Below are 14041 nucleotides of genomic sequence, written 5' to 3'. Positions count from 1 at the left end.
ACTGCAACCTTCAGTTGAAGGCATTGCGCGAAGTTCAAAAAGATATTGAAGCTCGTGGAGCACGGTTAATTGCTATTTCGCCTGAAGTTCCGGACAATTCACTTTCTGATGAGGAAAAGAAGGAAATTCCGTTTGAAGTCCTGACTGATCCGGATAACAATGTAGCTCGTCAATTTGGGATTGTTTTTGCTTTCGATGAAGCTCTTCGCGACGTTTACAAGAGTTTTAATCTTGATTTGGAAAAAGCAAACGGCAATGATAAATGGGAATTACCAGTTCCTGCTGTGTACATTGTGAATACTGACGGAACCATCTTGTATTCGTTCCTCGATACTGACTACACCGTCAGAATGGAACCGGAAGAAATATTACGCCAGCTCGAAACCGTATAGTTTTGGGATGAGGTATGACAGATAAAAAGCGGCAATTCTCGCACAACGGATTGCTGTAACAATCTGTGTTTTTCATTCATGACATCGTAAAAAGCCCCTCAAGTTTTTGAGGGGCTTTTTTTATCGTTTTTTACCAAATGCGATGTTCAGCTTTCGCATTCTGTGCCGAAGAGTTGAAGCATTAACTCCCAGCAATTGAGCTGCTCCATCGGTGCCTTCAATTTTTCCGTTACAATGATGAAGTGCCTTTTCAATATACATTTTAGTGACTTCATCTAGCGTAGGAAATGCGTTTTGTTCTGTAAGCAAGACCGGCGTTGCGGCGGGTGGCAGATCGCCTTGATGCAAATCATTTTCTATTGAGTTTGACGGTGAGCGCAATATAGAAAAATCAAGAGGGGTGCCTTGGCTCATAATAATTTGTCGTTCTACTACGTTGTGCATTTCGCGCACGTTCCCCGGCCAAGGGTAGTTCGTCAAATTCTCTATTCCTTCAGGGGTAACTGCCGGCTGTTGAACTCCAAGCTTTGCTGAGAATGTTGTTAAGAAGTGAGCCAGAAGGAGTGGGATATCCTGCTGCCGTTCTCGCAATGGAGGGATAACTACAGGAAATGCACTGAGACGGAACCATAGGTCTTCGCGAAACTTGCCTTCATCAACAAGCTTTTTAAGATCACGATGCGTTGCGGCGACAATTCGTGCATCAATGGCAATTTCGGTATCGCCGCCCACTCGTTCAATAGTTTTCTCCTGGAGCACTCGGAGTAACCGTACCTGTGCGTCTAGAGGGAGTTCACCAATTTCATCAAGAAGCAGTGTGCCGCCATTAGCTCGTTCAAAACGACCTTTGCGTTGTTGGACTGCACCTGTAAATGCTCCTTTTTCATGTCCGAAAAGGACGCTGTCTACAAGTGACTCCGGAATCGCACCACAGTTTACCGTAATAAACGGTTTGTCGCGTCTTGGTGACATACGGTGCAGGGCGTTTGCCAGAACTTCCTTACCGACACCTGTTTCGCCAAGGAGCATGACTGGAACATCAGTATTCGCTACCTGTGTGAGCATATTAAGACTTGATTTAAGTCCAGTACGCGCACCGATAATTGTTTCACCTGCTTTTTTTGCAAGTTCCCGTTGAAGGAATTTGTTATCATCTTGGAGTTGGTCTTTTACGGCCTTGAGTTCATCAAAACGTAAGGCATTGACCAGCCCAATGGTAAGCGGATCATTCAAGGATGCCAGAGTTGCAATTTCTTCTTCCGAGAATGCATCGGCCTGTGTACGGGCAAACGTTGCAACACCCAGTAGTTCCCCATCTATTCGTAAGTAGCAGATGACTCCGGAAAATTTTGTTATGCCGAGTCGTTTGCTTATTTCTCTTGATATTTCACCTTCATCAGAATCTTTTATGTAGGCAACATGGATATCTTCATCAGCAGAGTCCAGCATGATTTGTTCATGAATTTCTTCTGTAATTGTCAGGTTTGCAATAGGTGAGGGTGTTCCGTCACGCAAAAGGGTGATGTTCCGCAAAATGCGTTTTTCATCCTCATAAATATAGTAGGCGATGGTATCAACAGGGAGATTTTCCAAGAGATACTTATAGAGATCCGTAATTGCATTTTGAATATTAAGTGTTGAGCAAATAATCTTGGTTACGTTTCTAAAAAAGTTATGCGGCGGCATACGTGCTCCCCTCTGTCGTATATGACAGATTAATATCGTTCTGTTAAATATAACAGCTATGCTGTCAAATACAACAGTTTTTATCTGTGGTGAGATGCAATTTTCCTTAACAGTCTGTAATAGGGAACTTTTATCTTTGGCATGCTGATTGCTAACTATTCAGAGCTGCCGAAACAACTAAAACAGCACATTATCGTTTTGGGCTAATTTTCCTACAGTTCAGCGTTAGATTGGTATCCAGAAATTTTTGTATGCATTTTATGGAAATTGGTGGATGCGCGACGCTTGAATTCGGGATAGACCTACCAACCAAAGACCTTTCGGCAGTTTTTAATTAATCAGGGTTGAATCACTATGGAATGACCAGATCCATATTGTTTTACCCTTACCGTATAAAATACATGATGACGAAGCATGGCTTTCGAGGAGCATGTTTCGGGATTGCTGGGGAGCATTTCATGGAAAAAGTTAGTGTAAAGAGTTTGATTTTTGTCCTTGCAGGACTGTTTCTTTTTGTCCTTCAAGGCTGTAACGGCGAAGGGGTTTCAAAAGAGGTCGTCGTTGCTAAACCTGTAAAAGCAATTGTTGTAAGCGGAAGACAAGATTTTGTTGCCCGTGCATTTCCTGGAACCGTTGTTGCCGGTGAAAAAGCGGAAATTGGTTTCCGTGTTTCCGGTCAGCTTAGTGAGCTGCTTGTAAAGGCAGGCGAACATGTTAAGCGCGGGCAGGTTATTGCAACATTGGATACCAGCGATTTTCAAACCCAACTTCGTGCCCTTGATTCACAGCTTCTTGGTGCACGTGCTTCCTTGCAGGAAGCAGCTTTGAACCACAAGCGTAACTCTGTGTTGCTTAAGGATGATATTGTATCAAAAGCAACATACGACAGCGCACACAGCACATTTGAAAATGCTCGCGCACAGGTAAAACAGCTTGAACAACAGCGTGAGCAGGCTCGTCTTAATTTAGCATACACAGTACTTCGTGCACCTTTTGATGGTGTCGTGGCAAAAACATACGTTAAGAACTTTGAGAACGTACAGGCACAACAGCACATTGCCCGTATTGACGACGTAAAAAGCCTTGATGTTGAGGTTGAAGTACCTGAACTCGTAATTGCTATTCTTCAAGCAAATGCCCATATGTTGAAAAATCCTTCTGTTCGTTTTGCAGCCATGCCCGACAAGCTGTACGAAGGAACATTGAAAGAGTTTGAAACAACCGCCAATGAGCAGACTAGAACATACACTGTAACCGTAAAAGTACCGCAGCCTGAAGGTGTGAGCATTTATTCCGGCATGACAGCAGAGGTGTTAGCCTCTTTGCCGGGTGAGTCTTCAACAGCATCGGACGGGGTTCGTGTTCCGGTAAATGCAGTGGCTGTTGATGAAGAGAATGTTCCGTTTGTTTGGATTGTTCAGAGCGACAGCACCGTAAAGCGTGTTCCAGTTGAATTGGGCGACATGCTTCAGGATCAGTATATCCTTAAAAGTGGACTCGATTTCGGAATGCAGGTTGTTACCGCAGGTGTGCACTACCTTAAAGAAGGACAGCCTGTGCGTGTGTTGCAGGGTGAGATTGGAGAGTAGCTGTAATGAGTCTTGGAGAATGGGCGATCCGTAGGCGTGTAACAACGCTTACGATGACCGTGATACTTATTGTCGGCGGGCTGTTCGCATATCAGTCCATGGGACGCTTAGAAGATCCTGAATTTACCATTAAAGAAGCCTTGGTCATCACCACGTACCCAGGTGCTACAGCAGAAGAAGTAACCGAAGAAGTAACGGATAGACTGGAAAGTGCTATTCAGCAGCTGGGACAATTGGATAAGATAACGTCTGTATCCACTCCCGGCAAATCAATCATCACTGTAGAAATTAAAGACAGCTTCGATAAAGAAACCTTGCCGCAGGTGTGGGATGAATTGCGAAGAAAGGTTGGTGATGCTCAGGGGCAGTTGCCACCGGGGGCTAATCCTTCTGTAGTAGTAGACGATTTTGGTGATGTATACGGAATCTTATATTCTATTACAGCAGATGGTTACTCATATAAGGAACTACAGGATTACGTAACCTTTTTGCGTAAAGAGCTGCTGCTTATTCCTGATGTTGCCAAGATTACAGTCTGGGGTGAACAGCAAGAGGCTGTGTTTGTCGAGATCCCCCGTGCGAGACTACGTCAGCTTGGTGTTTCAACACAATCTATTATCGAGGCGCTGCAACAACGTAACCTTGTTTCCGATGCAGGCAATGTGCATGTGGGAACAGAATATATTCGCATCAACCCGTCTGGGGGGATTACGTCTGTAGATGCGCTTGGCGACATCTACGTTACAGATACAAGTACAGGTAAACTTGTTTACTTGCGTGACCTTGCTGAAATTACCCGTGGTTATATTGAGCCTTCAACAAACATTATGCGACAGGATGGCACGCGTGCTCTTGCTGTCGGCATTTCGCTGGCCTCAGGCGGCAACATTGTTGATCTTGGAGACCGTGTAACAAAACGTCTGGCCGAGCTGGATGCATCAACCCCTGTCGGTTTCCAGATTAAACCGGTGTACTTCCAACCTGACTATGTAACAAAAGCCGTTGACGGTTTTGCTGTTAGTCTGCTGGAAGCTGTAGCAATTGTTGTTGTTATCCTGATGATATTCATGGGGCTGCGAAGCGGTTTGCTTATCGGCACTGTCTTGTTGATTACGGTTTGTGGTTCTTTCATCTTTATGAAGATGATGGATATTCAGCTGCAACGAATTTCGCTGGGTGCGTTGATTATTGCTTTGGGTATGCTGGTGGATAACGCCATTGTTGTCACGGAAGGTATGCTCATACGAATACAGCAGGGTGAAGATAAGATTGCTGCTGCACGTGCTGTAGTTGCGCAAAATATGTGGCCGTTGCTCGGTGCGACCGTTGTTGCGGTTCTAGCCTTCGCCGCTATCGGTCTGTCTTCTGACTCCACCGGTGAATATTGTGGATCTCTGTTCTGGGTGTTGTTGATTTCATTGATGCTCAGTTGGGTAACAGCCCTAACAATTACACCGCTGTTCTGTGAAATGTTTCTGCATAAAGGGAACGGAGACGCTGATGCTGATCCATACGGAAGCGTGTTGTTCCGTGTGTACCGACGTTGTTTGCGTGCATGTTTGAACTTCCGTTGGGTAACTGTAGGTGCTTTGCTCGTCCTTATGTTCGCATCAGGCTATGCAATGAAGTACGTTGACCAAATGTTCTTCCCGGCATCAACGCAGCCGCAGTTCTTTATTGATGTGTGGAAACCTGAAGGTTCCGACATCAGTGCTGTTAGCGATGACTTAAAAATCTTTGAAAAGAAATTGGCAGAAGACGAGCGAGTAACATTTACCACGACTTTTGTTGGTGCCGGTGCTCCCCGTTTTATGCTGGTATACAGTCCGGAACAGAATTACCCGAACTATGGCCAGATTGTTGTGACTATCAAGGATTACCACGATGTTCCGGCCATGATTGATGAATACAGAAATTATGCCGCTCAGACATTCCCTGAAGCATTTTTCAAATTCAAAAAGGTACGTCTTGGTCCAGGACGTGATGATCCGATTGAGGTTCGTTTCTCAGGCCCTGATCCGGAAGTATTGCGTGCGCTTTCTCTTGAAGCACAACATGTTTTTGCCTCAAACAGCAATGCACGCGGTATTCGTGACAACTGGCGTCAGAAAGCAAAAGTTGTTGTTCCGGTTCTTAATGAACAGGCAGTACGCCGAGCCGGTCTTGACCGTCCGGATATTGCGACTGCGTTAAAGTCTGCATACGTAGGACAGTCTGTAGGTATCTACCGCGATGGCGATACACTGCTGCCGATTGTACTTCGTCCGCCAGAGAAAGAACGTTCTGATATTGGAACTGTGGATGCCGTGCAGGTGTTCAGTAAAGTCTCTAACAGCATGATTCCATTGGGACAGCTTGTCTCTGAATATCATACTGAATTTAAAAATAACGCCTTGCACAGACGTAACCGTAAGTTGACGATTACTGTTTCGTGTGAAGCTAAGGTCGGGCAACCGACAGCGCTTTTTGAAGAGATGCGTCCTCAGGTTGAGTCCATTAAACTTCCTGCCGGCTACACAATGGAGTGGGGCGGTGAGTATGAGGACTCCACAGACGCGCAGGCTGGTTTATTTGCAACCATCCCGACAACCATTGTGCTTATGATCATTATCACCATTGCGCTTTTTAACGCTTTGCGTGAACCGCTAATCATCTGGCTCACAGTACCTCTGGCAATTATCGGTGTCGCCTGGGGACTGCTTGCGGCAGGGCAGCCATTCGGCTTTATGGCTTTGCTCGGCTTCTTGAGTCTGATGGGGATGTTGATCAAAAACGCAATTGTATTGCTGGATGAAATCAACCTGCAGATACGCGAAGGTAAAGAGCCTTTTACAGCTGTGCTTGATGCCTCTGTAAGTCGTGTTCGTCCTGTTATGATGGCTGCAAGTACGACTGTACTCGGCATGCTCCCTCTGCTTGGAGACGCGTTCTTTGTGTCCATGGCGGTGACGATTATGGCAGGTTTGACCTTCGCAACCGTATTGACGTTGTTAGTAGTACCGACGCTTTACGTAATTCTGTTCAAGATCCGTGAACAGGCAGCATAATGTATGAAGGGCGTGCCGTTTGGCACGCCCTGATTCTAGTATGAAGCGGCGAGAGCTTTCTAGCAGTATAAAATTTGTTTCCTAACCATGCACCCTGCAGAAACAGGGTCAGTAACGCTCCCCCTTAGTTGTTACACTCTCCTCGAGCCCTTTTCTGCAACCGAGCCCATGTGAAAGATTCACATGGGCTTTTTTTATTATCGAACCTGAACTACAGGGAAACGAGGAGCAAGGGTAATTCCAGCGCGTTCTCTGATCTCATCCGCATGTTTTTGTGCTTTTTTCAGGATGTCTTTTTCATCAAATGTGGTGATTTCTTTATCTTTCATAAGCCATTGTCCGTCGCACATGGTGTGTGTCACATTTGTGGAGTGCATTGAGTACACAAGGCTGGACACTGGGTCATGAACGGGTACGGAACCCGGCATAAGTGACGGTTTAATGATAGCTAAGTCTGCTTTTTTACCGACACTGAGTGAGCCGATCTGATCATCCCAGAGGAGTGCTTTTGCGCCATTCACTGTCGCCATTTCCAAAATAGTTTCCGCAGGAACTGTTGTCGGATCGAGAGTGCGTCCTTTGTGGATAAGAGCAGTGAGGTACAGCTCATCAAGCATGTCCATGCGGTTGTTGCATGGAGCACCATCTGTGGCGATGCTTACACAGATTCCCTGTTTGAGCATCTCCGGAACCGGAGCAAAGCCCAGTACGCGCATGGCTGCACCCGGGTTATGGGAAACCTTAACATCGTGTTTGGCAAAAAGAGCAACTTCATTTTCTGTAAGCCAGACCGTATGCACAGCAAGAAGGTTTGGTCCAAGTGCACCAAGTTTAGCAAGGTGTTCGACCGTTGTTTCTCCGCGTGTTTCGCGGACGAATTCGACCTCTTCTTTGATTTCCGCAACGTGCATGTGGATGCCGACGTTTAATTCATCTGCCAGTTTTTTCGTGCGCACGATGAGTTCGTCAGAGTTGTTGAAGATAGTACGGAGTCCGAACCAGCAACGGATACGGTCGTTTTCAGCGCCGTTCCAACGTTTGATAAGGTCGAGCTGAATATTGAGAGTTTCGTCTGTTGTTTCCTGACGATCTTCAGGAATGCCTTCTCCGCAGTCCATAGTGGAGCGGGCAAGGATGCCGCGGATGCCTGCTTTAGTCACAGCGCGACCCATTGCGTCTACATGTTGTCCACCCGGTTCTGCAAAACATGTAACACCGGAACGGATAAGTTCTGCACAACATGCAAGTGCGGAAATCTCTACATCATCTTCTGTCATGGAAAGTTCATATGGCCATGTGCGGTCATGAAGCCATGTGAGCAGGTTGACGTCATCTCCGAGTCCGCGACCAAGCTGCTGGCATAAATGCACATGTGTGTTAACAAGACCCGGAATAATGATAGAATCTGTGCAGTCTATTACTTCTGCATTTGGCGAAAGTGTGCTTTGATCTACTGCGCCGATAGCGGTAATGCGGTCATCTGTTATGAGTATGTCGCCATTGACGAACATTTCTCGATTTTCATTCATAGAAAGGATGAGCGCATTGCTCAGAAGTACTTGCGACATGTGTCCTCCGCAAAGAGATCGTTAGAAAAGAGTAGTGCCTGCTGGCATCGTGCCCTCGGCAGTACAGAAAAGTCATGAGGGAAATATGCCTGAGCGGGGAGGCTGTCAATTTAGCGTTACCTGAGACAATCAGCGAGACAACTTTTGTGAAAGTTACAGTGGTTGCTTTGCGGTAAAGCAAGAATAATGGGGCATGGCGCGTTTTAGAGTAGACGTTAGGGAGTGAATATACTACACATATCAATCGGTAATTAAGCTGCGGGAAACAGCGTTTACCGATGGGGTCGGGCCTTTCATATTTTTATTACAATTTTTCTGTAATTACGGTATGCTAGGAGGGAATCCGACAAGTTTATCTTTGGTTAACCATTGAAGAGTGACTTGAAACAGAAGGCAGGTGTGTAGAACTTGATTTTCTGCAAGTTTTACATATATGTTAAACATGTTGAAGGGGATGCCTTTAGCGCCATGCTTCAGGGTCATTTCTTTGTAAGGAGTTAGTAGGTATGGAACGAGTACTTAAAGATCGTTATAAGCGAGAGTTTGTTGAGGTTGTATGTCCTATCTGCCGCAAGACTCAAATTATTGCTGTACCCGAAGAGCCAATGCCTAAATGCGACAAGTGCAAACGGGAAATGGTCATTAAGGAAGTTTTGACCGAAGGGAAATACTAACTCTTTGTGGTTATAGTTTTATTATCTATTATGGGAGAATAGGGATGAAATTCGTAAAAGTACTTATGGTGCTCGCATTAACTTTTATGCTCGCTGCACCAGCTGCTGCTGCTGATATTGAGCTGGCAAAACAGTCTACTATCAACAAAATTCTTAAAAGTGGTGAACTTCGCGTAGGTTTTGACGCAAGTTACGCTCCTTTCGAAATTACTGACAAAAACGGTCGTTACATCGGCTTTGATATCGACCTCGGTAAAGAGCTCGCAAAAGCTATGGGTGTAAAGTTTGTGCCTGTTAATACTGACTTTGACGGCATTATTCCTTCCCTGCTTTCCAACAAATTTGATGTTATCATCTCCGGTATGACTCTTACCCAGCAGCGTAACCTGCAGATCGGTTTCTCCGATGCTTACTTCCTCATGGGTCAGGGCGTTATGGTTTCCAACAAACTTCAGGGTAAAATTGCTCGTTACAAAGAGTTAAATGATCCTAAGTACGTTGTTGTTTCCCGTCTTGGTACTACCGGTGAAGAAGCTGTTAAAAAATACCTTCCTAAAGCAACCTACAAATCTTTTGAAAAAGAAGTAGACTGCGGTATGGAAGTTATTTCCGGCCGTGCTGACGCTTTTGTTTTCGACATTCCTGCTCTTGAAAACATCGCTTCTGTTCAGGGTAAAGGCAAAGTTTTTGTATTAAATGATCCATTTACTTTTGAGCCAATGGCTATCGGTTTCAAACAGGGTGATCCTGACTTTGCAAACTTCCTCAACAACTTTATCTTCCAGTTCAAAAACGATGGTCGTTACCAGCGTCTTTACGACAAATGGTTCCGTTCTGAAGCTTGGAAATCCCAGTTGAAGAAATAGGTTTTTTTGTCTACTAAAGGGTCGGCATTTCGCCGACCCTGTTTATTACACTGTCACGCTCACCCGTTTTCAGGCGACAGTGTCAGAATAAGGCATTCAAAGCTTCCTTCTGGTTTCATGGCTCGCTGTGGCATTCACAGCGTGATATGGAGCCGGAAGGTTTACTGTTTTTAGAACTTGTTTGTAACGTGTTGAGATAAGGATACGCAGATGATGAATTACACAGGACTCGACCGTCCTAAGAAGCCGGGTTATTTCCTGTTTTGGAAAACCATGTTTGTGGCAATTTGCCTGCTTGGTATCGGCTTTATTTACGCTGCTGCAGATTTTGTAGACTACAACTGGCGCTGGGAACAGGTGCCGCAATACTTCTGGCTTGATAAAGATCTTGAAGTTCGTTCTGAAGCTGAAGGTGATTTAACAAAAATTGATAAGACTGCTGCTGGATACACTATTATTATTCAGGACGGCAGCCATGAAGAGATCGTTAAGTTACCGCCAGATGCTAATATTTTTCTCATGGAAGGCGATTATGTCTACATGGGTGATACAATTGCAGAATACCGTGTAAGTAAGCCGGGTATTTTGCTTGAAGCTACCTATGTTACATTAAAAGTCTCCATGCTCGCGATTGTTCTCGGTATCATTGTGGGTATTCTTACCGGCTTGATGCGTATTTCAGAGAACCCGTGTCTGCGATGGCTTTCAGTAACATATGTAGAGCTTATCCGTGGTTCTCCGTTACTTGTTCAAATTTTCTTGTGGTACTTTGTAGCCGGTTCTCTTATCAACGCTATGCTTGATAAAATTGGACTCGACCCTATTCCTGCGCTTTGGTACGGCGTATTTGCATTGGCTATTTTTACTGGTGCTTACGTTGCGGAAATCGTTCGTGCAGGCGTTCAGTCTGTGCACCGTGGCCAGAGTGAAGCTGCCCGCGCATTGGGCTTAAGTGGTCCTCAGGCTATGCGTAAGGTTATTCTTCCGCAGGCATTCCGTCGCATTCTTCCTCCGCTTGCAGGGCAGTTTATCAGCTTGATTAAGGACTCCTCATTGCTCGGTGTTATTGCTGTTCGTGAGTTGACCAAAGCTACTCGTGAAGTAATTAGTTCGTCCCTTATGTCATACGAACTTTGGATTGCCTGTACTATTATGTACCTTGTACTTACCTTTGCCCTTTCTGTGGCGGTTCAGTACCTTGAAAGGAGAGCAGTACGATGATTAGCGCGAAGAACGTTAATAAATATTTTTATATTCCAGAAGAGCTTCATGCTCTTAAAGATGTTTCTCTGGAAGTTGCAGCAGGGGAAGTGCTTGTTGTTATCGGGCCTTCCGGTTCCGGTAAGTCAACCTTCCTGCGTTGTTTAAACCGATTGGAATATGCAAACAGTGGCTCTATTACCATTGAAGGCACAGAAGTTCTTGATCCTAATTGTGACATTAACGAGATTCGTGCTGAAGTAGGTATGGTTTTCCAGTCCTTTAACCTGTTCCCGCATATGAGCGTGCTTGATAATATTACAATGGCACAGATGACAGTGCGCAAACGCTCTAAAAAGGACGCAGAGAAAAAAGGTATGGAACTGCTGGAAAAGGTTGGTCTTGCACATAAATATAATGTGTATCCAGACCAGCTCTCCGGTGGTCAGCAGCAGCGTATTGCTATTGCGCGTGCGTTAGCAATGGACCCTAAGGTGTTGTTGTTTGACGAACCGACTTCTGCTCTTGATCCAGAAATGGTTGGTGAGGTTCTTGATGTTATGAAGAATCTTGCAAAAGAGGGTATGACCATGGTTGTTGTTACTCACGAAATGGGCTTTGCCCGTGAAGTTGCAGACCGTGTTGTGTTTATGGATGGTGGACAACTTGTTGAGCAGGGTACTCCTGAACACTTCTTCACCAAGCCTGAGCATGATCGTACCAAGCTGTTCTTGAGTCAAATTTTGTAATTTTGACACTCAGTTTGTTGTTTGGAAGGAACGGACTTTTTGAGTCCGTTCCTTTTTTTGTTGCGGCGTTGTCGTAACAGAAGGGTGCTATGTGAAAAGCGATTGGTTAGTTATTCAATATATATGAACATGAATGTATATTGACAAAATTGTATGTTTTTTCAGGTTGATATTAACAAGGGGAATTCATTTTTTTTGACGATTTTGCTTGGAAACTCGTAAAAAGGTGTATTGTTTTTGTTGAAAATTTTCACTAGGATAGCATGCTGGTTCGGGGCGGATATTGTTATCTGCTTGTACAAAGGGTAAACAGTGTTATTGTCTGTAATAATAGGATAATGTCGGATGCAGTTGTTTCCGGCGTTTCTGCATTGTTCCCTTACCGTACTCGTACAGGCGGGTATTGAGCATCGCAAAATTGTCTATGAAACAAAAATGCAAGAAATTGCAGCCGTGAATATATGAAAATTTTTTCCTTTACAGCGCTTCGAAAGCTCGCTCTCAATGATGTCGTCTTTGTCGGAAGACCTACCGATGGAGCGGAGTTGGGTGCAAGCATTGATACAGAACTTTCTCCTGCATATTTCCCAGTAGGAACAGATTTTTTTGTGACAAGCAAAGAAACTGACAGTGTTTGCTGTAAGGTTCTAAGCAACGGGTATTCCCCGATAGCTGATGGTGTGCACGCAGTAGAAGGCATGTGGGTGAAAATGCTTTGTGATTTAGAAGAAGGAGATCGGTGCTCTGTTACTCCTGTAAAAGAAGCACTGAGCCTTGCGTGGGTGACTCTTTCTGATAAAGGTGCACGTAAACAACGTGAAGATGGAAGCGGGCCGTTGATTGAGTCTCTCGTTCGTGAAAAATATGACCTTGCCTACGCTCAAGGGTATATGATTCCAGATGAAGAACTGCAATTACGCCAGCTGCTGGCCAACCTTGCCTTACAGCAAAAATTTGATTTGATTCTTACAACCGGTGGAACCGGTGTGGCACCGCGGGATGTGACTCCTGAAGCCACAAGTAAGGTAATAGACCGACGTCTTCGCGGGATAGAGCAGGCTATGATGGCTGCAAGTTTGAAAAAAACACCTCATGCTGTCATATCACGTGCTATTGCAGGGACTTTGGGTACTTCTCTTATCGTTAATATGCCGGGAAGCACCAAGGCTGTTGCGGAAAATTTAGAGGCGGTTTTGCCGGCGTTTGGACATACTATTGCCAAGCTGCAAGGCGACCCGGCTGATTGCGGGAACTAGGTAGGAGAAGCTGTGGTATTTCAGCATGAATGTCAGGGGCCGGGGCTAGCATTCACAGAAGGTAGTGACTTTAACGTTCGATTATTCGATCTTGTTAGCGCTTTGGCGCGCTCGCTTGATATGGTTTCGCATACTCTTGCGGGACATCACACAAATGTCGGCTTTATTGCATCCCGTATAGCTGAGTGTTACGGACTAAGCAGCTTTGAACAGCGCAATGTTGTTCTTGCTGCCATGTTGCACGACATTGGCGCAGTTTCACTGTATCCTGCAGTTGATTCTTTGCTGTTTGAGGATGATACCATCAAGCACTCGATTGCAGGTGCTGTTATCATCAGCTCATCTAAAAAATTACAGGATGTTTCAAAGCTTGTAGAGTATCACCATACCCCATGGGAAGAGCTTGAAGGGCGAAACAAAGTTTATCAAATCAGCAATATTATTAATCTTGCTGATTTTATTGATGTTCATACCCGTCGAGACCGCCCCGCGAGACACCAAATTCCAATTCTAATTGAGTTGTGCCGCAAGCATGCCGGCACAATGTTTAATCCTGACTACGTGGAAGCTTTGCGGGAGTCTGAGTCAAAACGCAACTATTACCATAGATTGCACTCTGCCCGCACGGAAAAGTCACTGACGCTTTCTACCCAGTTTGATTCCGATATTCTTGATGCAGAAGGCGTTCTTGATTTTACAGGTCTTTTCGCGAAGGTAATTGACTTTCGTAGTCGTTTTACCGCAACACATTCTCAAGGTGTTGCGATTACTTCGAGCGTTCTTGGCAGGTGGCTTGGGTTTAATGATGTTGAGCAAATTCTTTTTCAAACCGCAGGGCGCTTGCATGATATTGGAAAACTCGCTGTTCCTGCAGCGCTGCTTGAAAAAAACGGGCGCTTGACCAAAGAAGAATTTTCTATCATTCAGCGGCATGCAACATACACAGAGCATATTTTATCCGGAATACCTGGCTTAGAAGTTATTCGGGACTGGGCATGCCAACATCATGAACGC

Annotated in this window: 10 protein-coding genes and 1 pseudogene; 9 read left to right on the top strand and 2 right to left on the bottom strand. The window is 45.1% G+C overall.

The window, feature by feature from the left end; all coding sequences use genetic code 11:
- Nucleotides 1-8 precede the first annotated feature (8 nt).
- A pseudogene (locus QZY95_RS02360) lies at nucleotides 9-392 on the top strand (peroxiredoxin-like family protein); the annotation flags it as partial.
- A 120-nt stretch (nucleotides 393-512) separates the two neighbouring features.
- Here the strand turns inward: QZY95_RS02360 and QZY95_RS02355 are convergent.
- Nucleotides 513-2078, bottom strand: coding sequence for a sigma 54-interacting transcriptional regulator (locus tag QZY95_RS02355; protein WP_290918902.1), 1566 nt, complete (start codon nucleotides 2076-2078; stop codon nucleotides 513-515).
- Nucleotides 2079-2536: 458 nt separating this feature from the next.
- Between QZY95_RS02355 and QZY95_RS02350 the strand changes: the two genes are divergently transcribed.
- Nucleotides 2537-3667: an efflux RND transporter periplasmic adaptor subunit gene (locus tag QZY95_RS02350; protein ID WP_290918900.1), complete on the top strand. Its 1131-nt coding sequence runs from the start codon at nucleotides 2537-2539 to the stop codon at nucleotides 3665-3667.
- Nucleotides 3668-3672: 5 nt separating this feature from the next.
- A complete protein-coding gene (locus QZY95_RS02345; protein WP_290918897.1) occupies nucleotides 3673-6714 on the top strand; it encodes an efflux RND transporter permease subunit in 3042 nt (1013 codons plus the stop codon).
- 197 nt (nucleotides 6715-6911) lie between these two features.
- On the opposite strand, the gene QZY95_RS02340 is transcribed toward QZY95_RS02345, so the two are convergent.
- Nucleotides 6912-8282 carry an amidohydrolase gene (locus QZY95_RS02340; RefSeq protein ID WP_290918894.1) on the bottom strand — a complete coding sequence of 457 codons (1371 nt, stop codon included), beginning with the start codon at nucleotides 8280-8282 and terminating at the stop codon, nucleotides 6912-6914.
- A 506-nt stretch (nucleotides 8283-8788) separates the two neighbouring features.
- Between QZY95_RS02340 and QZY95_RS02335 the strand changes: the two genes are divergently transcribed.
- The 6 genes from QZY95_RS02335 to QZY95_RS02310 form a co-directional block, all read left to right on the top strand.
- Nucleotides 8789-8956 (top strand): hypothetical protein, encoded by a 168-nt coding sequence (locus QZY95_RS02335; protein WP_290918890.1) that lies wholly within the window; start codon nucleotides 8789-8791, stop codon nucleotides 8954-8956.
- A 44-nt stretch (nucleotides 8957-9000) separates the two neighbouring features.
- Nucleotides 9001-9822 carry a transporter substrate-binding domain-containing protein gene (locus QZY95_RS02330; protein WP_290918887.1) on the top strand — a complete coding sequence of 274 codons (822 nt, stop codon included), beginning with the start codon at nucleotides 9001-9003 and terminating at the stop codon, nucleotides 9820-9822.
- A 210-nt stretch (nucleotides 9823-10032) separates the two neighbouring features.
- Entirely contained in the window at nucleotides 10033-11043 is a 1011-nt protein-coding gene (locus QZY95_RS02325; RefSeq protein WP_290918884.1) for an amino acid ABC transporter permease, read from the top strand.
- Nucleotides 11040-11771, top strand: coding sequence for an amino acid ABC transporter ATP-binding protein (locus QZY95_RS02320; protein WP_290918881.1), 732 nt, complete (start codon nucleotides 11040-11042; stop codon nucleotides 11769-11771). The genes QZY95_RS02325 and QZY95_RS02320 overlap by 4 nt, the downstream gene beginning before the upstream one ends.
- A gap of 461 nt (nucleotides 11772-12232) precedes the next feature.
- Nucleotides 12233-13027: a MogA/MoaB family molybdenum cofactor biosynthesis protein gene (locus QZY95_RS02315; protein WP_290918878.1), complete on the top strand. Its 795-nt coding sequence runs from the start codon at nucleotides 12233-12235 to the stop codon at nucleotides 13025-13027.
- Between the two features lie 12 nt (nucleotides 13028-13039).
- Nucleotides 13040-14041 (top strand): HD domain-containing protein (locus tag QZY95_RS02310; RefSeq protein ID WP_290918875.1); only part of this gene is annotated, 1002 nt, incomplete at its 3' end.

It is taken from the genome of Halodesulfovibrio sp., assembly GCF_015482765.1.
Lineage (GTDB): Bacteria > Desulfobacterota > Desulfovibrionia > Desulfovibrionales > Desulfovibrionaceae > Halodesulfovibrio.
Note: the sequence above shows the minus strand (reverse complement) of the source record. Positions and strands in the feature narration are given on the sequence as shown.